Source organism: Mycobacterium sp., from assembly GCF_049647605.1.
Lineage (GTDB): Bacteria > Actinomycetota > Actinomycetes > Mycobacteriales > Mycobacteriaceae > Mycobacterium.
In genome coordinates, this window is the sequence record NZ_JBARXZ010000120.1 from 66,376 (window position 1) to 91,296 (window position 24,921).

21 protein-coding genes and 1 riboswitch are annotated in these 24,921 nt (G+C 66.7%); of the genes, 13 read left to right on the top strand and 8 right to left on the bottom strand.

Features of this window, described 5'->3' with window-relative positions; all coding sequences use genetic code 11:
• Positions 1-57: 57 nt before the first annotated feature.
• From WBB07_RS16025 to WBB07_RS16040, 4 genes are all read left to right on the top strand, one after another.
• Entirely contained in the window at positions 58-924 is an 867-nt protein-coding gene (locus tag WBB07_RS16025; protein ID WP_526309370.1) for an alpha/beta fold hydrolase, read from the top strand.
• 44 nt (positions 925-968) lie between these two features.
• On the top strand, positions 969-1,628 hold the full coding sequence (locus WBB07_RS16030) for a cysteine hydrolase family protein (RefSeq protein ID WP_526309371.1): 660 nt from the start codon (positions 969-971) through the stop codon (positions 1,626-1,628).
• A gap of 29 nt (positions 1,629-1,657) precedes the next feature.
• Positions 1,658-3,421, top strand: coding sequence for an MOSC domain-containing protein (locus WBB07_RS16035; RefSeq protein ID WP_526309372.1), 1,764 nt, complete (start codon positions 1,658-1,660; stop codon positions 3,419-3,421).
• Between the two features lie 68 nt (positions 3,422-3,489).
• Positions 3,490-6,780, top strand: a complete 3,291-nt coding sequence (locus WBB07_RS16040; RefSeq protein WP_526309373.1) for a DNA polymerase III subunit alpha — start codon at positions 3,490-3,492, stop codon at positions 6,778-6,780.
• Between the two features lie 55 nt (positions 6,781-6,835).
• Here the strand turns inward: WBB07_RS16040 and WBB07_RS16045 are convergent, their stop codons facing one another.
• On the bottom strand, positions 6,836-7,669 hold the full coding sequence (locus WBB07_RS16045) for an alpha/beta hydrolase (protein ID WP_526309409.1): 834 nt from the start codon (positions 7,667-7,669) through the stop codon (positions 6,836-6,838).
• A gap of 221 nt (positions 7,670-7,890) precedes the next feature.
• Entirely contained in the window at positions 7,891-8,304 is a 414-nt protein-coding gene (locus tag WBB07_RS16050) for a TIGR03667 family PPOX class F420-dependent oxidoreductase (protein WP_526309374.1), read from the bottom strand.
• A 23-nt stretch (positions 8,305-8,327) separates the two neighbouring features.
• On the opposite strand from WBB07_RS16050, the gene WBB07_RS16055 reads away from it, so the two are divergent.
• Entirely contained in the window at positions 8,328-8,969 is a 642-nt protein-coding gene (locus WBB07_RS16055; protein WP_526309375.1) for a nitroreductase family protein, read from the top strand.
• Positions 8,970-9,032: 63 nt separating this feature from the next.
• On the opposite strand, the gene WBB07_RS16060 is transcribed toward WBB07_RS16055, so the two are convergent.
• Positions 9,033-9,497, bottom strand: a complete 465-nt coding sequence (locus WBB07_RS16060; protein WP_526309376.1) for a tRNA (cytidine(34)-2'-O)-methyltransferase — start codon at positions 9,495-9,497, stop codon at positions 9,033-9,035.
• A gap of 262 nt (positions 9,498-9,759) precedes the next feature.
• Between WBB07_RS16060 and WBB07_RS16065 the strand changes: the two genes are divergently transcribed.
• The 6 genes from WBB07_RS16065 to WBB07_RS16090 are packed head-to-tail and all read left to right on the top strand — an operon-like array spanning position 9,760 to position 16,182.
• Positions 9,760-12,498: a sensor histidine kinase gene (locus tag WBB07_RS16065; RefSeq protein ID WP_526309377.1), complete on the top strand. Its 2,739-nt coding sequence runs from the start codon at positions 9,760-9,762 to the stop codon at positions 12,496-12,498.
• A complete protein-coding gene (locus tag WBB07_RS16070) occupies positions 12,495-12,908 on the top strand; it encodes a roadblock/LC7 domain-containing protein (RefSeq protein ID WP_526309378.1) in 414 nt (137 codons plus the stop codon). Before WBB07_RS16065 ends, WBB07_RS16070 begins: the two co-directional genes overlap by 4 nt.
• Positions 12,909-12,925: 17 nt before the next feature.
• Positions 12,926-13,297 carry a DUF742 domain-containing protein gene (locus tag WBB07_RS16075; RefSeq protein WP_526309379.1) on the top strand — a complete coding sequence of 124 codons (372 nt, stop codon included), beginning with the start codon at positions 12,926-12,928 and terminating at the stop codon, positions 13,295-13,297.
• The gene (locus WBB07_RS16080) at positions 13,278-13,865 is read left to right on the top strand and encodes a GTP-binding protein (protein WP_526309380.1); all 588 of its coding nucleotides are present in this window, start codon (positions 13,278-13,280) and stop codon (positions 13,863-13,865) included. The genes WBB07_RS16075 and WBB07_RS16080 overlap by 20 nt, the downstream gene beginning before the upstream one ends.
• Positions 13,862-14,419 carry a pentapeptide repeat-containing protein gene (locus WBB07_RS16085; RefSeq protein WP_526309381.1) on the top strand — a complete coding sequence of 186 codons (558 nt, stop codon included), beginning with the start codon at positions 13,862-13,864 and terminating at the stop codon, positions 14,417-14,419. The genes WBB07_RS16080 and WBB07_RS16085 overlap by 4 nt, the downstream gene beginning before the upstream one ends.
• 38 nt (positions 14,420-14,457) lie before the next feature.
• Positions 14,458-16,182 (top strand): BamB-related PQQ repeat family beta-propellar protein, encoded by a 1,725-nt coding sequence (locus WBB07_RS16090; protein WP_526309382.1) that lies wholly within the window; start codon positions 14,458-14,460, stop codon positions 16,180-16,182.
• Between the two features lie 9 nt (positions 16,183-16,191).
• On the opposite strand, the gene WBB07_RS16095 is transcribed toward WBB07_RS16090, so the two are convergent.
• Both WBB07_RS16095 and WBB07_RS16100 read right to left on the bottom strand, forming a co-directional pair.
• Positions 16,192-18,825 carry an FHA domain-containing protein gene (locus WBB07_RS16095; RefSeq protein WP_526309383.1) on the bottom strand — a complete coding sequence of 878 codons (2,634 nt, stop codon included), beginning with the start codon at positions 18,823-18,825 and terminating at the stop codon, positions 16,192-16,194.
• Positions 18,826-18,889: 64 nt separating this feature from the next.
• Entirely contained in the window at positions 18,890-20,080 is a 1,191-nt protein-coding gene (locus tag WBB07_RS16100) for an NADH:flavin oxidoreductase (RefSeq protein ID WP_526309384.1), read from the bottom strand.
• 70 nt (positions 20,081-20,150) lie between these two features.
• Between WBB07_RS16100 and WBB07_RS16105 the strand changes: the two genes are divergently transcribed.
• Complete coding sequence (locus WBB07_RS16105) at positions 20,151-21,032, top strand: bifunctional methylenetetrahydrofolate dehydrogenase/methenyltetrahydrofolate cyclohydrolase (RefSeq protein WP_526309385.1); 882 nt, start codon at positions 20,151-20,153, stop codon at positions 21,030-21,032.
• Positions 21,029-21,310, top strand: coding sequence for a DUF3017 domain-containing protein (locus WBB07_RS16110; RefSeq protein ID WP_526309386.1), 282 nt, complete (start codon positions 21,029-21,031; stop codon positions 21,308-21,310). Before WBB07_RS16105 ends, WBB07_RS16110 begins: the two co-directional genes overlap by 4 nt.
• Positions 21,311-21,327: 17 nt before the next feature.
• Here WBB07_RS16110 and WBB07_RS16115 read toward each other — a convergent pair whose 3' ends face one another.
• Genes WBB07_RS16115 through WBB07_RS16125 form a run of 3 tightly spaced genes read right to left on the bottom strand, consistent with a single transcriptional unit; the run spans position 21,328 to position 24,556 of the window.
• On the bottom strand, positions 21,328-22,083 hold the full coding sequence (locus WBB07_RS16115) for a class I SAM-dependent methyltransferase (protein ID WP_526309387.1): 756 nt from the start codon (positions 22,081-22,083) through the stop codon (positions 21,328-21,330).
• Complete coding sequence (gene metX / locus WBB07_RS16120) at positions 22,080-23,201, bottom strand: homoserine O-acetyltransferase MetX (RefSeq protein WP_526309388.1); 1,122 nt, start codon at positions 23,199-23,201, stop codon at positions 22,080-22,082. Before metX ends, WBB07_RS16115 begins: the two co-directional genes overlap by 4 nt.
• 14 nt (positions 23,202-23,215) lie before the next feature.
• Positions 23,216-24,556, bottom strand: coding sequence for a bifunctional o-acetylhomoserine/o-acetylserine sulfhydrylase (locus tag WBB07_RS16125; RefSeq protein WP_526309389.1), 1,341 nt, complete (start codon positions 24,554-24,556; stop codon positions 23,216-23,218).
• Positions 24,557-24,708: 152 nt separating this feature from the next.
• Positions 24,709-24,828, bottom strand: a riboswitch (SAM riboswitch).
• Positions 24,829-24,921 lie beyond the last annotated feature (93 nt).

Here is a 24,921-nt window from a genome sequence, read left to right on the forward strand (position 1 = left end):
TAAGCTTGACGCACGCTGGTCGTGAGTCGTCCGACAGCCATCGAGACAGGGGCCGACATGTCAGAATTCGACACGCGCTACCGCACCGCGAACATCGACGGGCTCGACGTGTTCTATCGCGAGGCGGGTGACCGGTCGAATCCGACACTGCTACTACTCCATGGCTTTCCGTCGAGCTCACATATGTTTCGCAACTTGATCAGTTCGCTGTCGGACCAGTATCACCTGGTGGCGCCCGACCACATCGGCTTCGGACGGTCGTCGATGCCGTCGGTGACCCAGTTCAACTACAGTTTCGACCGGCTCACCGAGATCACCGAGGGGCTCATCGATCACCTCGGTCTCGAGCGGTTTGCCATCTACATCCACGACTACGGCGCACCCATCGGATTGCGGATCGCCAGCGCTCGGCCCGAGCGGATCACCGCGATCATCAGCCAGAGTGGCAACGCCTACCTGGAGGGATTCACGCCCTTCTGGGACATCCTGTTTGCTCATGCCCGGGATCGGGGGCCCAACGAACCCGGCGTGCTCGAGTACTTGACCGCCGAGACCACCCAGTGGCAGTACACGCACGGTGTACCGGAGGACCGGCTGGAGCGAATTGCCCCAGAGGCCTGGCTTCTCGACCAGGCGGGCCTTGACCGCAAGGGCAACAACGCCATTCAACTGCAGCTCTTCTGGGACTATCAATTCAATCTCGACGGATACCCGAAGTTCCAGGAGTACTTCCGCACCCACCAGCCGCCCCTGCTGGTTGTCTGGGGCAAAAATGACCAGATCTTCGGAGTGGCGGGTGCCGAGGCCTTTCGCAAAGACCTGCCCAATGGTGAGTACCACCTGCTCGATGCGGGGCATTTTGCCCTGGAGACCCACGCTGCCGAGATCAGTGGGTACATCCGAGGTTTCCTCGCCAAGAACTGAGTTGCTGCGCCCCATTCCATCCGCGAATTCGAGGAGACCGCCGAGTGCACTTTCACTCCGACGACACCGCGGTGGTTGTCATCGACCCGCAGAACGATGTCTTGAGCCCGACGGGGAAGAACTGGGAGAGCCTCGCCGAGAGCATCACCGAGAACAACACGGTGACGCACCTCGCCGAGATCCTGCGGAGCGCCAAGGCCGGTGGTTTCCCGGTGTTCGTGTCGCCGCACTACTTCTATCCCAGTGACCACCGCTGGGAGTTCAACGGCCCGTTGGAGACAGACGAGCTCAGTTCGGGTACCTTCGCGCGCAGCGGCGCGCTGCGGCTCGACGGGTTCACCGATTCCGGTGCGGACTGGCTCGCCGAACTGAAACCCTTCATCGAGGATTCCGGCACCACCGTGGTCAGCCCGCACAAGGTCTGGGGTCCGCAGACCAATGATCTGGTCCTGCAGATGCGCAAGCGGCGGGTATCGCGAGTCATCCTGTGCGGCATGCTCGCCAACATCTGCGTCGAATCGCACCTGCGAGATCTGCTGGAGCAGGGATTCGAGGTGGCGGTGGTCCGAGACGCCACCGCCGGTCCCCGGCACCCGGTCCGCGGGGACGGCTACCAAGCTGCACTGGTGAACTTCGCCTACCTGGCCCACGCGCTGCTCGGCACCCAGGAGATGGTGGCGCTGATGAGCGACGGTCATACCTGAACAAGATCGGTGGCCTGGAGGGGGCGGTAATGTCAAAACTGTTGTCGGTCAACGTAGGTCTGCCTCGCGATGTGGAGTGGCAGGGCCGTACCGTCCACACCGGGGTTTTCAAGGAGCCGGTAGCGGGATCGCGGACCGTCCGCAGACTCAACATCGACGGTGATGGTCAGGGCGATCTCGGCGGACATGGTGGCGAACAGCGCGCGGTTCTGGTCTATCAGCTGGAGTCCTATGACTACTGGTCCGAGATCTTGCATCGAGATGATCTGCGCCCCGGGAATTTTGGTGAGAACTTCACCGTCCAAGGGCTTTCCGACGACGACGTCTGCATCGGTGATCGATATCGCGTCGGGGAGGTCCTGCTGGAGGTGACGCAGCCCCGCGTGACCTGCTACCGGGTCGGGTTGCGACTCGGGGAACCAAGAATGGCGGCGCTGCTGGTGTCGCACCGGCGCCCCGGTTTCTACTGTCGGGTTGTCGAAGAAGGGGAGGTGCAGCCCGGCCAGGACATCGTCAAGACTGCCGCGGGGCCGGAGCAGGTGTCGGTTGCAGAGATCGATGCGTTGCTCTATCTGCCCGGGCACCCTCGCGATCTGTTGGAGCGGGCGTTGCGCATCCCCGCGTTGAGTCCCGGCTGGAAGGCTTCGCTTCGAGCCCTCGAACAGGACGGCGCTGCGGATCAACTTGCCGGTGGCAACCCCGGATTGAGTTCGATCGCGCAAAACGGTCCACCGGCCTGGCCGGGTTTCCGGGCGCTCGAGGTGACAAAACTGCGCCGAGAGAGCCGCGATGTGCTGTCACTGACATTGGCCGACACCACTGGTGATGGCTTACCAGGCTGGTTGCCGGGGCAATCCATCACGCTCCGGATGAAGCCGGACGGCGGATCGCCGCTGGTGCGCTCCTACTCTCTGTCGAATGAGCCTGGCTCGCCGGAGTTCCGTATCGGTGTCAAACATGAAATAAACGGTAAGGCAGGAGATTTCCTACACAATCACCTGCACGCCGGTGACCTGCTGGAGGTCGCGGCGCCGCGCGGCGAATTCACGCTCGGAGGCCAGGACACACCCGTGGCGCTGTTGTCGGCCGGAATCGGAGTGACGCCGCTGCTGTCGATGTTGCACGCGCTTGTCCAGCAACGGGTGACCCGCGAGGTCTGGTGGATACACGGTGCACGCGACGGTGCCGAACACAGTTTTGCCGAGGAAGCCCGGACACTGTTGAGCCGCCTGCCGGGCAGTCACCGCTACGTGACCTACAGCCGTCCCGGGCCGGGGGATCGTCGGGGAGTGGACTATGACAACGTGGGACGGCTGACTGCCGATTCGGTGCTGGGGCTGGGCCTGCCGGCCGAAGCGGAGGTCTATGTGTGCGGCCCGAACCGATTCATGTCGGACATGTCGTCGGCGCTGAGCTCGCTGGGAACGGATCCCGGACATATTCACATGGAGACGTTCGGTGCCGGTGCCGCGTTGACCCCGGGGATCGCCGCGCCGGGAGCTGTGACGCCGCATCTGCCCACCGGAATGGCGGGTACGGGCCCCGCGGTTTCGTTTGCGCGCAGCGCTCTCACCGCTGCCTGGTCGTCTCGTTTCGGTAGTCTCCTGGAATTTGCAGAAGCCTGCGACGTGCCGACTCGATGGTCGTGCCGAACCGGTGTCTGTCACACCTGTGAAACGGCGCTGCTGTCAGGTGAGGTGAGCTACGACCCGGAGCCGCTCGAGCCACCCGCCGACGGCGATGTTCTGCTCTGCTGCGCACGCCCCACGGGCGATCTGGTGCTCGACCTGTAGCTTCCCGGCCGTGGTGCGCCGTGACAACCCACCTGGCACATCGAACGGGTGTTCGATAAACTGCCTGGATGGGCTGGAACAACGGGCCGCGGAGCTGGGGCGAGATGGAGCGGGTGCTCAACAGCAAACCGCGTCGCGCCGGTATGCCGTTGCGCGAGCCCACTGGTGATGGTGGGGACAGCCCGGCGTGGTCACGCAAGCGTGAGGAGTTCGAGCCGGCGGGGCGGCGGCGGGTCCGATCCCGCGTCCCGTATGCCGAGTTGCACGCCCATTCGGCCTACAGTTTCCTCGACGGGGCCAGCACCCCGGAAGAGCTTGTCGAGGAGGCGGCGCGGCTGGATCTTCGTGCCATCGCCCTGACCGATCACGACGGTCTGTACGGTGTGGTGCGCTTCGCGGAGGCGGCCCGTGAGCTCGACATCCAGACCGTGTTCGGTGCCGAGTTGTCGTTGGGCGATGGTTCGCGTACCGAGGTCCCGGATCCGCCCGGTCCGCATCTGCTGGTGTTGGCGCGTGGTCCGGAGGGGTACCGCCGACTGTCGCGGCAGATCTCGGCCGCGCACCTGGCCGGCGGTGAGAAGGGTAAACCTCGCTACGACTACAACGCGCTGACCGAGGCGGCGGGCGGGCACTGGCACATCCTGACCGGCTGTCGTAAAGGGCATGTGCGGCAAGCATTGTCGAAAGGTCCGGAAGAGGCCGAGGAGGCGCTGGCAGACTTGGTGGATCGGTTCGGTGCCGACCGGGTGAGCATCGACCTGTCCCACCACGGTCATCCGCGTGACGACGAACGCAATGCGGCGCTGGCCGCACTGGCGCCGCGGTTCGGGGTGGGGCTGATCGCCACCACCGGGGCGCACTTCGCCGCCCCGGATCGGGGCCGGCTGGCCATGGCGATGGCGGCCATCCGGGCCCGGCAGTCCCTCGATGAGGGGGCCGGCTGGCTCGCCCCGCTCGGCGGTGCTCATCTGCGCTCGGGTGACGAGATGGCCCGGTTGTTTGCCCACCGGCCGGAGATTGTCACCGCGGCAGCTGAGCTGGGGGAGCAGTGTGCCTTCGGGCTGCAGCTCATTGCGCCGCGGTTGCCGCCCTTCGGCGTGCCGGACGGCCACACCGAGGGCAGTTACCTACGTGAGCTGACGATGGAGGGTGCCGCCCGGCGCTACGGGCCGCGGGATGCCGCGCCGTTGGCCTACGCGCAGATCGAGCGTGAACTCGACATCATCACCCAGCTCGACTTCCCCGGCTATTTCCTGGTGGTCAACGACATCACCCGATTCTGTCGAGAACACCAGATCCTCTGCCAAGGAAGGGGATCGGCGGCCAACTCCGCGGTCTGCTACGCCCTCGGTGTCACCCACGTCGACCCCGTCGCCAACGAGCTGCTCTTCGAACGCTTTCTCTCACCGGCCCGTGACGGACCACCGGATATCGACATCGACATCGAATCCGACCTGCGGGAGCAGGCCATCCAATACGTCTACACCAAGTACGGCCGCGATTATGCCGCGCAGGTGGCCAACGTCATCACCTATCGTGGCCGCAGCTCCGTCCGGGATATGGCTCGGGCCCTGGGGTTTTCGCAAGGTCAGCAGGATGCGTGGAGTAAGCAGATCAGCCGCTGGAACGGGCTGGCCGATTCTCCGGATGTGGACGGTATTCCGGAACCGGTGATCGATCTGGCGTTGCAGATCAAGAATTTGCCGCGCCACATGGGCATCCACTCCGGTGGCATGGTGATCTGCGATCGGCCCATCGCCGACGTGTGTCCGGTGGAGTGGGCCCGCATGGAGAATCGCAGTGTTCTCCAGTGGGACAAAGATGACTGTGCGGCAATAGGTTTGGTGAAGTTCGACATGCTCGGTCTCGGCATGCTCTCGGCCTTGCACTATGCCATCGATCTACTGGCCGAGCACAAGGGGCTCGAGGTCGATCTGGCCATGCTCGACCTATCCGAACCGGCCGTGTACGAGATGCTGCAGCGCGCTGATTCCGTCGGAGTGTTCCAGGTCGAGTCGCGGGCGCAGATGGCCACCCTGCCACGGCTCAAACCGCGGGTGTTCTATGACCTGGTGGTCGAAGTGGCGCTGATCCGGCCCGGTCCGATCCAGGGCAACTCGGTGCACCCCTACATCAGCAGGCGCAATGGACTGGAGCCGGTGGTCTATGACCACCCGTCGATGGAACCGGCATTGCGTAAAACCCTGGGGGTGCCGCTGTTCCAGGAGCAGTTGATGCAGCTGGCCGTCGACTGTGCGGGTTTCACGGCCGCCGAAGCGGACCAGCTACGCCGGGCCATGGGATCCAAACGCTCCACCGAGAAGATGCGGCGATTGCGCAGCCGGTTTTATGACGGGATGCAGCAGCTGCACGGGATCACCGGGCCGTTGGCCGATCGTATTTACGAGAAGCTGGAAGCGTTCGCCAATTTTGGTTTCCCGGAAAGTCATTCGCTGTCGTTCGCCTCGCTGGTGTTCTACTCGTCCTGGCTGAAGCTGCATCACCCCGCCGCGTTCTGCGCGGCGCTGCTGCGGGCCCAGCCGATGGGGTTCTACTCGCCGCAGTCGTTGGTGGCAGATGCGCGCCGACACGGTGTCTTGGTGCACGGCCCGGACGTCAACGCCAGCTTGGCGCACCCCACACTGGAGAACGCCGGCACGGAGGTGCGGCTCGGGCTCGGTGCGGTCCGGCACATCGGTGACGAGCTGGCTCAGCGGCTGGCCGACGAACGGGTCGCCGGTGGACAGTTCAGCTCCCTGCTGGATCTGACCGGCCGGGTGCAGCTGACGGTGCCGCAGACCGAGTCGCTGGCCACGGCAGGAGCGCTGGGGTGTTTCGGGATCACCCGTCGCGAAGGACTGTGGGTTGCCGGGGCAGCAGCCACGGAGCGCCCCGACCGGTTGCCCGGAGTGGGATCCTGGGCGCATGCGCCGTCGCTGCCCGGAATGAGTCACCTGGAGTTGGCTGCTGCCGATGTCTGGGCCACCGGTGTTTCACCGGACAGCTTTCCGACCCAGTTCCTGCGAGCGGATCTGGACGCCCGCGGTGTGGTTCCGGCAGCGAAGTTGCTGTCGGTGCCCGACGGTACCCGGGTTCTGATCGCCGGAGCTGTCACCCATCGGCAACGTCCCGCGACAGCTCAGGGGGTGACGTTCCTGGGGCTCGAAGACGAGACCGGGCTGATGAATGTCCTGTGCTCACCAGGGGTGTGGGGCCGACACCGCAGGCTGGCGCAGACCGCGTCGGCGTTGGTGATCCGGGGCATTGTGCAGAACGCCAGCGGAGCGGTCACGGTCATCGCCGACCGCATGGACCAGCTGTCCCTGCGGGTCGGTTCGAAGTCGCGAGACTTCCAATAGCCAGGCCGCGCCCTGATGTCGGGACGGCGCGAGGTACTTGGTGCCGCCACGGCGTTCAGCTGAGTGCGGTCGCTCGCACCACCTGGTCGACGACGAGGCCGTAGGTCTTGCGGGTGGCGGCCACCGCGTCGGGTGTGCCACTCATGATGTTGTAGCCGTGGTCGACGCCGGCGGCTTCGTGATAGGCCGCCAGCGCGCCGACGGCGTCGAGCTTGCCGGCGTACGCTGCGGCTTCGCCACGGAGACGGTCGAATTCGGCGGTGACGATGACCGCGGGGGCGATACCGCTCAGATTGTCGGCGTTGTCGCCCCACGCCGGTGAGGCCAACCGGTCGCGGCGCTGCTCGAGATCCGGGATGTAGGCGGTGTCGAACACCTGGCCCATCCACGGGCGCATCACCGCGCCCGCGCCCAGCGGACTGTGCTTGTCCTTGGTGGGGGTCACAAGGTCCAGCGGTGCATAGTGCAACACCTGCAACACGATTCGGGGGCCACCCGTCTCCAACGCAAGCCGGGATGCCGCGGCGGCGAGGCTTCCACCTGCGCTCTGGCCGCCCACACAGAGTCGGCCGCCATCCCAGTTGCGTTGCGAGGCGGCCCAACGCAGCACATCGTGGATCTGTTCGACCGGTGCGGGGAACCGATGCTTCGGGGTCAGAACATAATCGGTGTTGACCACGGTGACCCCGGCGTTTGCGGCGAGGTAGCGACACCACGGGTCGTCCTGGTCGCGATGGCCGACGGCAAATCCGCCGCCGTGGATGTTCACATACACCGCTGGCAGGTGGTCCGACTCGGAGTGTGGGTGATACACGGTGGCGGCCGTGGCGCCGTGCCTGGTCGGAATCGAGATCGTCGTCGTATGGCCGTCGATCTCGGGGAATCGCACGGCGCGTTGGGGGGTGGGGTTGACGGTGGCGGCGAACAGTCGTGCCGCGGAGTCGGCGGTCAGCTGTTTGAGTGGACCGAACATGATGTATTTCCTGTCGTCGGGCGACGGCTGTCGAGCAGTGCCCGTCGTTCACGAGTTGCGTTCGACGACAAGGCAGGTCGCTATCGGTCGTGGCCGCCGACTCGCGAGTTGACGAGCACTGTCGAGTCGCGCGTCGATCAGGCTTCGGTGGGAGTGGTCCAGACCTTGTCGATGCTGATCTTGATGAGAGTGCTGTAGTTCGCCATGACGTCGGCGATCCCGATCTGCTCGGCATGGCCGGCGTACTTGGTCCAGTAGGGCGCATCCTCGCGAGGGTCGAGGCCCTCGGCCTCGATGCGCGCCGTGCCGCCGGCGACGATGATGCCGCCGCCGTCGCCGTCGGAATCGAGATTCACGCTCACTTGGGGGTGCCGTCGGATGTGGGCGACCTTGGCGGCATCCGGCATCGTGTAGATCGACAATTCGGTTCCGTCGAAGAGGAACCAGATCAGTCGAGGCACCGGGAGCCCGGACTTGGCCACCGTGGTGAGCCAGCCAAAATCGTCCTCGGTCAGTCGGCCGGCCACTTCCGGCGTCAAGTCAGCTGCCATAGATGCGAATGTAGTCTCCGGGCATGACCTTGAACCTGTCTGCCGATGAACTTCTCTCGACCACTCGTTCGGTTCGCAAACGGCTCGATTTCGACAAACCGGTGCCTCGGGAAGTGATCATGGAGTGCCTCGAATTGGCACTGCAGGCACCTACCGGGTCCAACGCCCAGGGCTGGCAGTGGGTGTTCGTCGAGGACCCGGCCAAGAAGCGGGCACTGGCCGATATCTATGCGACCAGTGCCACCCCGTATCTGGATCTGCCGAAGCCGGAGCGCGGTGATATGCGCGACGCGCAGATGGACGCCGTATCGAGCTCGGCCAGATACCTCAACGAGCACTTCCACGAGGCGCCGGTGCTGATGATTCCGTGTCTGGAAGGCCGGCCCGACGGCGCGCCCGCCGGGATGAGCGCCTCCTACTGGGGATCGCTGCTGCCCGCCGTGTGGAGCATGATGCTGGCGTTGCGTTCGCGCGGTCTCGGGTCGGCGTGGACGACGCTGCACCTGATGGGCGACGGGGAGAAGCAGGCCGCCGATCTGCTGGGGATTCCGTTCGACAAGTACGCCCAGGGCGGATTGTTCCCCATCGCGTACACCTTGGGTACCGACTTCAAGAAGGCCAAGAGGCTGCCTGCCGAGCAACTGACCCACTGGGACACCTGGTAAGCCGAGCGCTCATTTTTGTACGCGGCCGCCGGCGTGTCGGCGGACAGACTCGCTCGCTCGGCCTCAGATGGCGCCGGCGAAGCCGTGCTGGCGCCAGGCCTCGTAGACAACGACGGCCGCGGCGTTGGACAGGTTCAGCGAGCGCCGCCCGGCCAGCATCGGGATCCGCAACTCTGCGGTGATGTGCGGGTCGGCCAGCGTTTCCGGATCCAAACCGGTGGGTTCGGGGCCGAACATCAAGACATCTGCGGGCTGGTAGGCGATGTCGGCAAAAGACGTCGTGGCGTGCGCGGTGAAGGCGTACACGCGCTGCGGTTGCAGCGCCTCCCAGGCCGCGGGTAATGACGGGTGCACCGTCACCGACGCCAGGTCGTGATAATCCAGGCCCGCGCGTCTCAATTTGGGTTCGGACAGGTCGAATCCCAGCGGTTCGACCAGATGTAACTCCGCACCCGTGGCAGCCACCATTCGAATTGCATTCCCGGTGTTCGGGGCGATACGGGGTGAGTAGAACAGCACTCGGAACATCACCTGATGATGTCAGTTCGATTACGAATTGTTTGCTCCGGACCTGCATTCCCGACCGTTGGCACACCTCACCACTCATGACGTTCAGTGAGAACTGTGGAGAGGCTTTCCCAGTGCTGTCATACTGCTCGAATTGCCACGTGAATTGCGCGCGCAGGCGTGGCTCGTCTGCGCGGTCGAATTAGCAGGAAGTCGTCATGAACGAGGCTGGAGCACCATCAGGTAGCGGCGCACATGCGCAGGCGGCCCGGGACGCGTCGCAGTGACGCTGTTCGACCGGCCCGCCGGCCATGGTCAGTCTGCTGCCTTCCCCGGACCGGGGCAGCCGGTGCCGCAGTGGTCGGATCAGCCGGCACCCGAACCCGTCCAGAAGCCATCCCGCTGGGCGCTGGCCAATTGGCCGGTGCGCTGGAAAGTGGTGGCGATCGCCGTTGTCCCACTGTTGCTGGCCGCCGTGTTCGGCGGTGTCCGGGTCTACTCGAGCATCGCGGAGGCCCGCGACCTCGGGGTCGCCGCCGACCGGGCCGATCTGGTTCCGGCGATCAGCGACTACATGGCCGCGTTGCAGGACACGCTGGCTGTCAACGCCGCCGGCGCCGATGTCGGCGCGGCGCGCGCGGAGTACGACGCCCGCAGCGCCGAACTGCAGCAGCGCATCACCAACACCGAGCCGGTGCCCGATGTGCGGCTGGCCGCAACGAACCTGCTGACCTTCGGCCAGCAGCTGCTCGATCGGGTGGCGGCCGGCGATGCCGACCTCCGCCAGCAGGTCAACACCTTCTCGCCGTTGTTGCTCACGGCCGAGACCGCCATCACCGGCTCGGTCCGGGGGGCCGACGAGGACCTGCGGGTGCAAGCCGAAGGCCTGGCACGGGCGGTCGGGGCACGTGGGCAGATGACGTTGCAGCGTCTGCTCGTCGAATCCGGTGGGCAGCTGCCGGAGCCGGAGCTGCGGTCTTCGATGGTGGCGCTTGCCGGCACCGAACCGTCGACGGTCCGCGGGATGGCCGACGTGTTGGGCGGCGCCTCCGAGGAGGCGGCGACGCTGCGTAGTCAGATGGTGCAGCGACTCCAGATCCTGTCGAACCCGGCCGACCCGCTGGTCGGCAGTCCGGCGCTCCTGCAGTCGATCCAGATCACCGACGACCTCGCCCAGCGGGTGATCGGCGACACCACCGCCACCGTCACCACGACCGTGCGCGACGAGGCGGCCGATGCGCGTCGGGACGCTATCCGCGACTCCGCAGTGGTGCTCGCCGCCTTCCTCGCCGTGCTGCTGGCCGTGGTACTGGTCGCACGGTCGCTGACCCGGCCGCTGCGCCGGCTGCGGGACGGCGCGCTCAGGATCGCCCACCAGGATCTGGTGCGCGAGATCGAACGGGTGAAGGCCGGCGACGAGCGGGAACCGGATCCGCTGCCGATCCACACCACCGAAGAGATCGGCCAGGTGGCCCACGCCGTCGACGAGCTACACACGCAGGCACTCCTGCTGGCCGGTGACGAGGCCAGGCTCCGGGTGACCGTGAACGACATGTTCGAGACGATGTCGCGGCGCAACAAATCGCTTGTCGACCAACAGCTGTCGCTGATCGACCGGCTGGAACACGACGAAGCGGACCCGGACCGGCTCGACAGCCTGTTCCGGCTCGATCACCTGGCCACCCGGATGCGCCGCAACGGCGCCAACCTCCTGGTGTTGGCCGGCGCGCAGGTGCCCCGCGAGCAGCACGAGCCCGTCTCACTGGCCTCGCTGATCGGCGCAGCGGCTTCGGAAGTGGAGGAGTACCAGCGGGTGGACACCGGCATCGTGCCGGATGCTGCCGTGCTCGGCGCCGTCGCCGCAGACGTCGTCCATCTGCTCGCCGAGCTGATCGACAATGCGTTGCGTTACTCACCGCCCACCGAACAGGTGCGGGTCACCGCGGTACACACCAGTGACCGTGGCCTGCTCGTGGACGTCGACGACGCCGGACTGGGCATGACCGACGGTGACCTGCGGATCGCGAACATGCGGCTGGGCGCCGGCGGTGAGGTCAACCCGGACAGCGCCCGGCACATGGGGTTGTTTGTGGTCGGTCGGCTGGCCCGCCGGCACGGGATGACGGTGCGCCTCCTGGCTTCGGGGATCGGCGCCGGGGGGACGCAGGCGCAGGTCTACCTGCCGCCGGAGCTGCTTGTGGGTTCCGCGGCCTACTCGGGCATCCCCGCGGAACCCGACGTCACCCCCGCCGAACCGGCACCGCCGTCGTTGTTCCAGGAACCTGTCATCCCCGACGCGGAACGCGCCGAACCGATGGCCGTCGAGCCGGAGGCCGCGGCTTCGGTGACCCCGTTGCCGCGGCGCCGGCCCGGCTCGAGCGGCATCACCGGGGCCCCGGAGGAGGAGCCCGCCGCAAGGGAGCAGCAACGCTGGTGGTCGGCCACCGAGGAGGCCGAACCCGAGATCGCGGCCGCCCCCGCCGACACTTCCGGATTTTTTGCCTCCCGCAGACGGGCGCGTTGGGAAGCACAAGCCGAAACGCCCGGCGTCCCCGGACCGACCGCGGCCGCTCAGCCCGACGTGGCCGAGAGGATCGACGAGCTGGCCGATACCGGTGAGATCGATCTGAGGGACATGAAGACCGCGGCCGAGGAGATCAAGCCCCGCGCCGGCGGCTCCGATGTCGACGTGATCTACCAGAACATGATGTCGGAGTGGCTTGTCGACCCGCAGGAGCTGGCCACCACCCAGGACTGGAAATCGGTGTGGGACAACGGCTGGTCCATCGCGTCCGAGGTCGACAACGTCGCCGTCGAGGCACACACAGACCACGGTCTGCCGGTGCGCCGGCCCGGTGCCCGGCTGGTACCGGGCGGCACGGCTGGCCCCGACCCGGACGCAGGTCAAGAGTCTCGCGACCCACAGAGCATCCGCAGCTCGTTGGGGAATCACTTCTCCGGCGTGCACGCCGCCCGAACACAGGCCCGCGGCAATACCGATGAAGGACACGATCAACCATGAGCACAGCGTCGCGCTCGCCGCAGGAGAACCCACTGGACTGGCTGGTCTCCAAGTTCGCCCGAGACATCCCCGGCGTCGCCCACGCGGTCCTGGTATCGGTCGACGGGCTGCTCATCGCCGCCAGCGCCCATCTGCCGGCTGAGCGTGCCGACCAACTCGCCGCCGTCACCTCCGGACTGGCCAGCCTGTCCGCCGGTGCGGCCCAACTGTTCGACGGGGGACGGGTGCTGCAGTCGGTGGTCGAGATGGACCACGGCTACGTGTTGATCATGCAGGTCGGGGATGGCAGCCAACTGGCCACCCTGGCTTCGAAGAACTGCGATATCGGGCAGGTGGGGTACGAGATGGCGGTGTTGGCCGAACGAGTCGGTGGCGTGGTGTCCTCGACGCGGCGTCGCGCCACCACCTGAAGACACCGGTAGGCGCGATGGATCCCTCCGAACACCAGCCCTACCGTGAGGCCAGTCTGGTTCGCCCCTACACCCTGACGGCGGGACGCACGGACACCACGATCGACCTGCCCCTGGCCGCACCGGTGACGACCCTGCAGTCCGCGCTGTTCCACCGCTGGAGCCCCAATGACCTGCGCGGCCGGATCATCCAGCTGTGTATCAAGAGCCCGTCGGTCGCCGAGATCTCCGCCCGCCTCGATGTTCCGCTCGGAGTCGCTCGTGTCCTCGTCGGTGATCTGGTCATGTCGGGTTACCTTCAAGTGCACACCACCTTGACCGAGAGCTCGACCACCGACGATCGTCGCGAACTGATAGGAAGGACGCTCCGTGGCCTACGCGCACTCTGAGCTGGGGCAGCCCCAGAAGCGGGCCGCCGCTTCCACCAAGATCGTCATCGCCGGCGGTTTCGGCGCCGGTAAGACCACGTTTGTCGGCGCCGTCTCGGAGATCATGCCGCTGCGCACCGAGGCCATGGTCACCGATGTGTCGGCCGGCGTCGACGAACTCGCGCCCACCCCGGCCAAGTCGACCACCACGGTGGCGATGGATTTCGGGCGCATCACCCTGGGTGACGACCTGGTGCTGTATCTGTTCGGCACCCCGGGGCAGCGGCGATTCTGGTTCATGTGGGACGACCTGGTGCACGGTGCGATCGGCGCCATCGTCTTGGTGGACACCCGCCGGTTGGAGGACAGCTTCGCCGCCGTCGACTTCTTCGAGGACCGCAAGATCCCGTTCATCGTCGCCGTCAACCAGTTCGACGGGGCGCAACGGTTTGCGGTCGATGAGGTGCGCAGCGCGTTGGCGCTGGCCGAGCGAATCCCGGTGATCACTGTCGACGCCCGCGATCGCGACTCCGCCAAACGTGCGCTCATCGAGGTCAGCGAGTACGCGCTGGACTCGCTCTCGGCGTGACGGAAACGGTATGGGTCGACCAGGAGTTTGTCGGCCACGACTTTCGGGATGACGACCTGGTGGGGTTGCGCACCGAGCGCACCGTGTTCGACGGGTGCGATTTCAGCGGTGTGAACATGGCCGAATCCGAACATCTCGGCTCGGCTTTCCGGAATTGCCGGTTCCAGCGCGCCTCGCTGTGGCACAGCACATTCCGCAACTGCAGTCTGATGGGCTCGGTGTTCTCGGAGTGCCGGCTGCGGCCGGTGACCTTCGAGGAGGTGGATTTCACCTTGGCGGTGCTGGCCGGGGCGGATCTACGCGGGGTGAACCTGGCCGGGTGTCGACTGCGTGAGGCCGGGCTGGTGGAGACCGATCTGCGCAAAGCTGTGCTGCGGGGAGCGGATCTGGCCGGGGCACGGGTCCGGGGCGCCCGACTCGACTCGGCGGATCTGCGGGGGGCGCGGGTGGACCCGGATCTGTGGACGCTGGCGTCGCTGCGTGGAGCCCGGATCGACCTGCCGCAGGCGCTGGCGTTTGCCGCGGCGCACGGTCTCGACGTGCACGGCGAGTGAGTTGCGCGCCGCCGTGTTGCCGGTTGTAATGCAGGGCGATGGTCGGGCACAGCAAACCCGGGTGGTGGTTCACGTACACATGCGCCGCGGTTGCCGCGGTCACACTGTTGTGCGCTCTCGGCCTCGGCATCTGGAGCCTGACGGGGGCTGATCGCTTCGAGCCCGAGATGGTTTCGATCACCGGCCGTTCTCCTGCCGCGGTGGCCTGGACCGCCGTGGCAGTGGCAGTTTCGCTGCTCATTCTGCTCGCAGCGGCCTGGACTACCCGGTTTCTGATCCTGTCGGTGGCGGGGGTGTTGGTCGCTGTCGTCGTCATGATCTACTTCGTGGCCGAGACCGGCGACGTCATCACCACGTTGCGCACGGTCCTGTCGGACTCTGTTCGCAGTGCACAGCTCCCGACAGCGACGACGGCCTGGTTACTGGCCGCCGCCGGCAGCGTCGCCGCGATTTTTGGTATGACACCGCTGTCGTCAGGACGACGCCTGGTGTCGGTGCCGCTGGTCGTGGTGTTGGTTCTCGCCGCGGCGGGTTCAGCTGCGGCGGTGTGGAGTGGTGTGCGCGCCGGGGACGACGGCCGTTTTGTCGACGCGACCCAGGCCGCCGCCGTGCCGATTCCGCCGGTGCCCACCACGTTCGGCGAGCGGGCGTTCTCGATCCAGATCGGTGACGGGTCCTACGGCGCCCAGCCGGCCGTCTCCATTGCGGCCGCCGGAGCTGGCTTCGTGGTGCTGGATCAGGGGATGCTGACCGCCTACGACTCCGACGGAAATCACCGATGGCACTATCGGCGCACCGGACCCGGCGAAGTCCGGGTCCGTGGCGCCAACATCTACGACGACGGTCGGACGCTGATCGCGCAGATCGCCGGCGCTGCCGGCGCAGCACTGGTCGCCCTGGATGCAATGACTGGGGAGCGGCTGTGGATGAGTACCGACCATCGGCTGATCACTGCGACGGATCTACCGCGCACCAATCTGTGGCCATCGGACAACCTGTCTCCGGTCCGACATCTGATCGCGCGGAGCACACAGCAGTGGACGGTGTTCGATGCCCGCACGGGAGCGGAGACCTGGAGCATCGACGCTCCCGACCAGTGCCGGCAGGCCGACGATCCCGCGAAGACCTCCATCGTCGACCTCCCGGAGCGGGTGGTCGTTGTCGTGTCGTGTCCGATCGACGGGAGCGAAGCGGTCGAGGCGTTCACCGTCGATCCGTCCACCGGTGCAGTTTCCGGGCGAACGCCGTTGGGAACCGTTCAAGTGCTGGAACGCAGGTACTTCAACGTGCATGCGGAGCCGGCCGGATCCGACGCGGTGGCATTCCGGGGTTTCGGCGGGGGAGTTGCGCTGACGGGTCTGTTCAACGCTGTCACCGGCGAAGCCCTCGATTCACTGACCTACTCGATCTCCCCGAGCCACGATCCGGCACGGGCGTTTCTCACCGCCCCGTTCGCCGGAGACGGTGACAGCGCCCGGGCGGTGATGGAACCGGACGGCACCGAACGTTGCCGCACCGCAGCCGGTGCTCCGGAGAGCCCCTACCACGACGCGGACGTCGGGTGGCTGGTGGACGAATTCGTGATCCCGGTGAGCTCCCCGGACGACGACACGTATCTACAGGCGTTCGAGAGCACGACGTGTGCTGCGCGGCACCAGGTCCAACAGCCCTGGGGCGGTGTCTACGGGATCGGTACGGCGCCCGGGGTGCTGCTGGTGGTGCGGTCCAGCCGCGAGGGCGGCTACATCGACGGCTACTCCTGACTCAGCGGGCTACTTGAGCCGGATCCGCCACCGCACGAAGCCGAGATAGCCGATGCACAGCACACCCAGCATCGCCATGTCGAACCACCACGCCTGTGCGGTGTGCTCCCAGAACGAGTCCTTGGGAGTCAACGGCCCGGGAACCAGGTGGATCAGGTCGACGGTGGAGGCCGAGGCCGCAAAACCCCAGCGTGCAGGGGTGAACCACGACAGTTGGTCGAGGACCAGCCGGTCCGTCACCGGGATCATGCCGCCGGAGAACACCAGCTGGCTCATCACGGCCACCACCAGCAGCGGCATGATCTGCTCATTGGACTTGGCCAGCGCCGAGAGCGCCAGGCCCACCATCGCGGCGGTCACGGTGGTGGCGCCCATCACCACAAAGAGTTCCGCAGTTGGGGGAAGGAACGTCAACGATCCCTGAGTGGGACTGCCCTTGCCGAGCACGGTGATTCCCGTGACGATCGACGACTGGATGATCGCGAACACCGCGTAAATGCACACTTTGGCCAGCAGATAAGCGCTGGTCGACAAGCCGACGGCCTGTTCTCGGCGGAAGATGGCCCGCTCACCGATCAAGTCGCGCACCGTCAGCGCCGTGCCCATGAAGATGGCCCCGACGTTGAGCAGCACCAGGATCTGCCCGGGTTCGTTCGGTGCGTCGCCCATCGGGTCGGGCACTCCGAAGCCGACGCTGCCGGGCACCGACAGCGACAACACCCCCATGATGAACGGCAGTATCGCCAGGAAGATGAAGTAGCCGCGGTCGGAGACGATCAGCCGCATCTGCCGACGCGCGATCGTCGAGAACTGCCGTCGCATGCTGGTTTTTGCCGGTTTGCCCAGATCGGCAGGAGCCGAGGAGGCCTCGGACTCCGGCGGTGGACCGCTGCGCTCGAGATACCGCTGATGCGAGGTGTCGGGGTCGCCGGCGACGCCGGAGAAGATGTCGGCCCAGTTGGTGGTGCCCAGCTGGGGTCCGATCTGGCTGGGCGGTCCGTAGAACGCGGTCTTGCCACCCGGGGCCAGCAGCAGCACCTGATCACAGACATCCAGGTACGTCAGGGAGTGGGTGACGACCAGTACCACGCGGCCGGCGTCGGCCAGTTGCCGCAGCATCGTCATGACCTGGCGATCCAGCGCGGGATCCAGGCCGGAAGTGGGCTCGTCGAGGATCAGCAGCGACGGCCCGGTGAGCAGTTCGAGGGCCACCGAAGCGCGTTTGCGCTGACCGCCGGACAGCTTGTCGACCCGGGTCTCGAGGTGCTTGGTCATCTCGAGCTCTTCGAGGACCTGATTGACGACCTGCTCGCGGTCCTCTTTGGTGGTGTCGGGCGGCAGCCGCAACTCGGCGGCGTACATGAGGGCCTGCTTGACCGTCAGCTGACCGTGCACCACATCGTCCTGCGGGACCATCCCGATCCGGGACCGCAGCGAGGCGTACTCGGCGTGGATGTCGTGGCCTTCGAAGGTGACCCGGCCGCCGGTGGGATGGGTCAGCCCGGCAACCTGCTTGGCGAAGGTGGACTTACCCGCACCCGACGGGCCGATCACCGCGGTCAACGTGCCGGGGCGGGCGTCGATCGAGATGTTGTTCAGCAGCGTTTTGGTGCCCTCGATGGTCCAGGTCAGACCACGGACCTCCAGCCCGCCGGTGCGGGTGGCGGCCTGGGTCTCCGAGCGCCGGGCCAGGGTGCCGCCGGTGAACGCCAGGTCGATGTTGCCGATAGTGACGACATCACCTTCGCGCAGTATCGCCGTTTCGACGCGCTGGCCGTTGACGAAGGTGCCGTTGATGCTGCGGTTGTCGACGATTTCGGCGCCGCCGGCGGCCGGAACCAGCGTGGCGTGATGCCGGGAGGCCAGGACATCGGGGATGACGATGTCGTTGTCGGTGGCACGACCGATCTTGATACCGCCGGCCGGCACCTCCGGCGCCCGGCCGGGACGCAGGATCTTCAGCATGCTGGTCGCCAGGTTCGACCCGTCGGCGGCCTTCGGCGGGATGGCCGTCGGGCCCATCTGCGTCGGCATCGCCCCGGACGCTGGCGGCCGGGCAGCCGGCTGCGACTGGCTGGGCGGGGTGCTCGGGTAGGGGTACGGAGCCTGAGGGCGGGCGCCTGTCGGGTAGGGCGGAACCGGCGGCGGAGTGTGGTAGCCGGTCTGCGGCCGCGATATCGGCGCCGACGGCGGGGCCGGCGTGTTGCCGGTTCCGGGCCAGGCGGTCCCGCCGGTCGGATACTGCGGCGAGGACTGGTAGGACGCCGGTGTGGTGCCGGTCCGCGACGCGACGGGCACGGCGGCGGTTTGCGGCGGGGTGCCGACAGACCCGGTGTGCCGGCCGACCTCGAACTCCAGCCGGGGGCCGTCGGGGTTGCCGATGTTCACCGCCTGGCCGTCGTGGAGATCGACGGTGGAGACGCGACGGTTGTTGACGAACATGCCGTTCAGCGAGCCGTTGTCGATCGCCAGCCAACGGCCGTGATCGAATCGCAGCACAAGGTGCGCACGCGAAATCAACGGGTGGGCGATCCGCACGTCCGCGCGCAGATCTCGCCCGATGACAACATCATTGCCGGCGGCAAAAGTCCGCGAGGACCCGTCGTGCCGAACGGTAAGTGCAGGTGCGACTGGTCGAGACATCGCGACAACTCTAACGGTAACCCTGCCGCGGACACGGGTAGGCCGCGCGGGAGCCGCGTGAATGTCAGCGGTCCGGCGCTCCGGTGAGGACGCAGTGGGTGTGGCTGTAGATGGTTGTCATGCACTGGTTGCAGTGGGTGCACAGCGATCTGACCGAATGTGCGGCACCGTCGGCCTGGATGCGGTTCACCAGATCCGGCTCGGCCAGCACGGCCCGGCCCATCGCCACAAAATCGAAGCCCTCCGCCATGGCCAGGTCCATGGTCTCGCGATTGGTGATCCCACCGAGCAGGATGAGCGGCATCGTCAGCTCGGCACGGAACAACCGGGCTTCCCGCAGCAGGTAGGCCCCGCGGTAGGGATACTCGCGCAAGAATTTTTTGCCCATCATCCGGACGCCCCAGCGGATCGGCGGTTTGAAGGCGCGGGAGAACTCCTTGACGGGCGCGTCGCCGCGGAACAGGTACATCGGGTTCACCAGTGAGCTGCCTGCGGTCAGTTCGAGCGCATCCAGTCCGCCGTCGTCCTGCAACCACTTCGCGGTTTGCAGGGACTCCTCGGTGTTGATGCCGCCGCGCACCCCGTCGGACATGTTCAGTTTTGCGGTCACCGCGATCTGGTCTCCGACCGCGCGGCGCACTGCCAACACGGTGCCGCGCGCCACTTTGGCGCGGTTCTCCAGCGACCCGCCGAACTCGTCATCGCGACGGTTGATCAGCGGGGACAAGAAGGCGCTGGCCAAGTAGTTGTGCCCGAGGTGGATCTCCACTGCGTCGAATCCTGCGTCGATCGCGAGGCGGGCGGCGTTGGCATGCGCGGCCATCACTTCGGTGATGTCGTCGCGGGTGGCTTTTTTTGCGAAGCGCATCGACAGCGGATTGAAAAACCGCACTGGAGCCAGCGCGGTCGCCTTGTTGGTCCGGGCGTTGGCCACCGGACCGGCATGGCCGATCTGTGCGCTGATCGCCGCGCCCTCCGCGTGGATCGCGTCGGTGAGCCGGCGCAGGCCGGGGACGGCTTCGGGGCGCATCCAGATCTGCCAGCCGTCGGTGCGGCCGCCGGGGGAGACGGCACAGTAGGCCACGGTGGTCATGCCGATGCCGCCGGCGGCGGGCTTGCGGTGGTAGTTGATCAGGTCGTCAGTCACCAGGGCGTGCGGCGTCGCGGCCTCGAAGGTTGCGGCCTTGATGATGCGGTTTCGCAGCGTCAACGGCCCGAGCTTCGCGGGACTGAACACATCTGGACTGGTGTTCACTTTCGAACCTCAGCACGCTGCGAGCGGAGGTGTCAACGGATCGCTGAAATTCAATGACAGAATGTTCGCCGTGGGTGCAACAGTTCTGGACGGTAAGGCCACGCGCGACGAGATCTTCATCGACCTTCAGGAGCGGGTGGCTGCGCTGACCGCTCGGGGCCGTACACCCGGATTGGGCACCATCCTGGTCGGCGACGACCCCGGCTCTCAGGCCTATGTCCGCGGTAAGCACGCGGACTGCGCCAAAGTCGGTATCAACTCGCTGCGTCGTGACTTGCCCGCTGATATCAGCCAGGCCACGCTCGAGGAGACCATCGACGAGCTCAACGCCAATCCGGAGTGCACCGGCTACATCGTGCAGCTGCCGCTGCCCAAGCACCTGGACGAGAACGCCGCCCTGGAGCGGATCGATCCGGACCGGGACGCCGACGGCCTGCACCCGACGAATCTGGGTCGGCTGGTGCTGGGTAAGACCGCGCCGTTGCCGTGTACTCCCCGCGGCATAGTGCATTTGCTGCGCCGCTACGACGTGCCCATCGCCGGGGCGCATGTTGTGGTGATCGGGCGTGGGGTGACCGTCGGCCGGCCGCTGGGGCTGCTGCTGACCCGGCGTTCCGAAAACGCGACTGTCACGTTGTGCCACACCGGAACTCGTGATCTGCCCGAGCTCACCCGGCAGGCCGACATCATCGTTGCTGCCGTCGGGGTGCCGCATATGGTGACCGCCGACATGGTCAAGCCCGGTGCCGCCGTCGTCGACGTCGGCGTGAGCCGGGTGGACGGCAAGCTCACCGGCGACGTGCATCCGGGCGTTTGGGATGTGGCGGGCCAGGTGTCGCCGAACCCGGGCGGGGTCGGCCCGCTGACGCGGGCGTTCTTGCTGACCAACGTCGTGGAACGAGAAGAAGCCGTCGAACGAGAAACCGGGCACGCCGGGATCGCGCCTCGGTGACTCTGCGGAGCGCATTGCGGGCGCAGTGGCCGATCTTGGTGGTCGGGCTGCTTTTTGTGGCCGCGTTCGGCCTGGTGGCCGCCAGTTTCTGGCGTCGCGGTGCGCTGCTGCTCGGTATTGCCGTCGGGGTGGCCGCGGTCCTGCGGCTGGCGCTCTCGGAGGACCGGGTCGGTCTGTTGGCCGTCCGCTCCCGGGGAATCGACTTCCTGACCACCGCCACCGTGAGCGCCACCGTCATCTACGTCGCCTGGACAATCGACGCGCTCGGCACCCGATAGACAGGATTCTCTTGAGGTCAGGAGCTCAGCGTCGCGCGGATCCCGACCGTCACGTAGGGCAGCGCCAGCCCCGTCGAATTCGCCAGCGCCGGATGGGTGGTCAGTAGATCGCGTACCTGACCGAGCGTGCGGGTGCGCACCTCGTCGGGTGAGGTGATGCAGTAACTGCGGGAGGCCACCAGGTCGATCAGCGCCTGCGGTGTCAGGTAATTTGTCCACTCCACATGGTTGCGCTGGACGTCGGTGAACGGTGCGGGCAGCGCCACCTCATGGTTGAACGGGTCGTGCTCATGGCCGATGATGCGTCCCAGATCACGAACCCAGCCGAGGCGTTCGTCGCGGGTGTTCCACACCAGCCCCAGTCGGCCGCCGGGCTTGAGAACCCGGGCCACCTCGGGCACGGCGCGTTCCGGGTCCACCCAGTGCCACGCCTGGGCCACCAGCACCGCGTCGACGCTGTTGTCGGCCAGTGGGATCTCTTCGGCGGTCCCCAACAGTGCCGGGGTGTCGGGCAATGCGGCGCTGAGTACCTCGAGCATCTCGGCGAGTGGATCCACGGCAACAACATCCAGGCCACGTTCCACCAGTCGGGTGGTCAGCTTGCCGGTGCCGGCACCGAGGTCGAGGACTTTCTGCGCCCCGGGCGGCAGCAGCCAGTCGATGGCCTCCGGTGGATACGACGGCCGACCGCGCTCGTAGGCGGCGGCCGCCGACCCGAACGACAGCGACAACTCCTGCCACGACTTGCCGGAGGACCTGCTGGACCGGCTCACCGGGCGGCCAGTTCCAGGGTTTTCCGGATCAGCCGACCGACGGCCTCGGTCTCGACGAGGAAGCCGTCGTGGCCGTAGCTGGAGTCGACCACCTCGAGGCCGTCGCAGCCGGGCAGCAGGTCCGCGAGCTCCTGCTGTAGCCGCAGCGGGTAGAGCCGATCGGAGGTGATCCCGCCGACCACAGCGGGGACCGGGCAGTTCTGTAATGCCGCGCTCACCCCGCCCCGGCCTCGGCCCACGTCATGGTTGGACAGCGCATCGGTGAGAACCACGTAGCTTCCAGCGTCGAAACGCGCCAAAAGCTTCCCGCCCTGGTGTTCGAGATAGCTCTGCACCGCGTATCGGCCACCGTTGAGTGGATCCTCGTCGCCTTGGGCGTGGTTGGCGAAGCGTGAGTCCAACTCCTCCTCGCCCCGGTACGTGAGATGGGCGAATCGCCGCGCGACCTGCAGGCCGGCGTCGGGGTTGCGGCCGGTGCCGTGGTAGTCGCCGCCCTGCCAGTCCGGGTCGGCCTTGATTGCGGCGACCTGAGTGCACTGGGTGCCGATCTGGTCTGCGGTGGCACGGGCCCCGACCGCCAGGATCAGTGCGGCACGAACCGAATTCGGTTCACTGACAGCCCATTCCAGTGCCCGGGCGCCGCCCATGGATCCGCCGACCACCGCGGCCACCTCGGTGATACCCAAGGCCGCCAGCGCGGCGATGTCGGCGTTGACCTGATCGCGTACCGAGATCACCGGGAATCGTGAACCCCAGGGCCTGCCGTCGCGGGCCAGCGAGCTGGGGCCGGTGGAACCGCGGCATCCGCCCAGCACGTTGGTGGAGATCGCACACCAGCGGTCGGTGTCGATCGGCGCGCCGGGTCCGGCCACACCGTCCCACCAGCCCTCGGTGGGGTGGCCCGGACCCGCGGGGCCAGTGACGTGCGAGTCGCCGGTCAGTGCGTGCAGCACCATGACGACGTTGTCGCGGGCCGGGGACAGCTGTCCCCAGCGCTGCACGGCAATGCTCACATCGTCGAGCACAACACCGCTTTCCAGCGTCAACGGTCCGATGTGGATCACCGCGACATCGCCTTCGGCCGGCAGCGTCGCGGTCAACTCAGGAGAGATCGTCACTGGGCACTCCTTGCTCAAAAGGCTGCCAGGGCGTTGGGATCGGAGATCCCGGTCGCTTTCGCTGCGGCAAACCCTTGTTCGAGGTCGGCGAGGATGTCGTCGATTCCCTCGATGCCGACTGCCAGACGGACCAATCCCGGTGTGACGCCGGTGCTCAGCTGTTCCTCGGGGCTCAGCTGGGCGTGGGTGGTCGACGCCGGATGGATCACCAGCGACCGGACATCGCCGATGTTGGCGACGTGGCTGTGCAGGGTCAGTGCGTTGACAAACGCCTTGCCGGCTTCGACGCCGCCGGCCAGTTCGAATGCCAGCACCGCGCCGGTTCCCCTCGGCGCCAGCGTCTTTGCGCGTTCGTGCCACGGTGAGGAGGGCAGCCCCGCGTAGTTGACGCTCACTACGTCGTCGCGGTCTTCGAGGTACTGCGCGACCCGTTGGGCGTTGGCCACGTGACGTTCGATGCGCAGGCTCAGTGTCTCCAGGCCCTGGGCGACCAGGAACGCGTTGAACGGTGACGCCGACGAGCCGAAGTCGCGCAGCAACTGCACCCGTGCCTTGAGTGCGTATGCAGGAGCGCCGAGTTCGGCGAACACCACACCGTGGTAGCTGGGGTCCGGGGTGGTGAACCCGGGGTGACGGCCCTGGGTCCAGTCGAAGTTGCCGCTGTCGACGATGACGCCGGCGATCGCCGACCCGTGCCCGCCGAGGTACTTGGTGGCCGAATGCACCACGATGTCGGCGCCCTGGCTGATCGGCTGGATCAGGTACGGGGTGGCGATGGTGTTGTCGACGATCAGCGGGACGCCGTTCTCATGGGCGACGGCCGAGACGCCGGGGGTGTCGAGGATGTCGATCTGCGGGTTGGAGATGGTCTCGGCGAAGAATGCCTTGGTGTTGGGCCTGACCGCGGCACGCCAGGAATCGAGGTCGTCGGGGTCCTCGACGAAGGACACCTCGATGCCGAGCTTCGGCAGTGAGTAGTGGAACAGGTTGTAGGTGCCGCCGTAGAGCCGTGGTGAGGACACGATGTGGTCACCGGCGCCGGCCAGGTTGAGGATGGCGAACGTCTCGGCGGCCTGCCCGGAGGACAGGAACAATGCGGCGACGCCACCTTCGAGTGCCGCGATCCGCTGCTCCACCACATCGGTGGTGGGGTTCATGATCCGGGTGTAGATGTTGCCGGGTTCGGCGAGGCCGAACAACGCGGCAGCATGGTCGGTGTCGCGGAACGTGTACGACGTGGTCTGATAGATCGGCAGCGCCCGGGCATTGGTCGCCGCGTCGGGGGACTGGCCGGCGTGGACCTGCTTGGTCTCGAAGGACCAACCTGCGGTCGGATCTGCGGCTTCGGTGCTCATTTTTGGTCTCCTGGGTTGCGCCCGGAGCCGCCGTCGGCCTGGGCGATTGATCACGAACGGTCGGTCGCCGTTGGATGCCTCGGCGACAGCTACGATCGGCGACAACTACGAAATGTCGGGCCTCCATATGGGTTGGGGCCCGTCCCATGCCGGACCCGCGCTTGCCGTGTAACCGCTGACGGTTACTCAACCTGGTCGTCTCCCGGGGCACCCCACCGCGGTTGGAGGGTTGCCGGCCAGCGAGCCGGGGCTTGACGCTGGCACTCATGACCGAGGAGCAGCCTATCGCACGGTCGATACCGGAGGCCAGTGAGGCGTCTCGGCGGCGCCCTGGATCACAGCTTCTGCAGATCCGGCTTTTGGGT

Bases quoted from the DNA above. Each gene is read 5' to 3' on its own strand.
- WBB07_RS16025 (WP_526309370.1), top strand. From the start codon at position 58: ATGTCAGAATTCGACACGCGCTACCGCACCGCGAACATCGACGGGCTC.
- WBB07_RS16035 (WP_526309372.1), top strand. From the start codon at position 1,658: ATGTCAAAACTGTTGTCGGTCAACGTAGGTCTGCCTCGCGATGTGGAG.
- WBB07_RS16040 (WP_526309373.1), top strand. From the start codon at position 3,490: ATGGGCTGGAACAACGGGCCGCGGAGCTGGGGCGAGATGGAGCGGGTG.
- WBB07_RS16050 (WP_526309374.1), bottom strand. From the start codon at position 8,304: ATGGCAGCTGACTTGACGCCGGAAGTGGCCGGCCGACTGACCGAGGAC.
- WBB07_RS16055 (WP_526309375.1), top strand. From the start codon at position 8,328: ATGACCTTGAACCTGTCTGCCGATGAACTTCTCTCGACCACTCGTTCG.
- WBB07_RS16060 (WP_526309376.1), bottom strand. From the start codon at position 9,497: ATGTTCCGAGTGCTGTTCTACTCACCCCGTATCGCCCCGAACACCGGG.
- WBB07_RS16070 (WP_526309378.1), top strand. From the start codon at position 12,495: ATGAGCACAGCGTCGCGCTCGCCGCAGGAGAACCCACTGGACTGGCTG.
- WBB07_RS16075 (WP_526309379.1), top strand. From the start codon at position 12,926: ATGGATCCCTCCGAACACCAGCCCTACCGTGAGGCCAGTCTGGTTCGC.
- WBB07_RS16090 (WP_526309382.1), top strand. From the start codon at position 14,458: ATGGTCGGGCACAGCAAACCCGGGTGGTGGTTCACGTACACATGCGCC.
- WBB07_RS16095 (WP_526309383.1), bottom strand. From the start codon at position 18,825: ATGTCTCGACCAGTCGCACCTGCACTTACCGTTCGGCACGACGGGTCC.
- WBB07_RS16125 (WP_526309389.1), bottom strand. From the start codon at position 24,556: ATGAGCACCGAAGCCGCAGATCCGACCGCAGGTTGGTCCTTCGAGACC.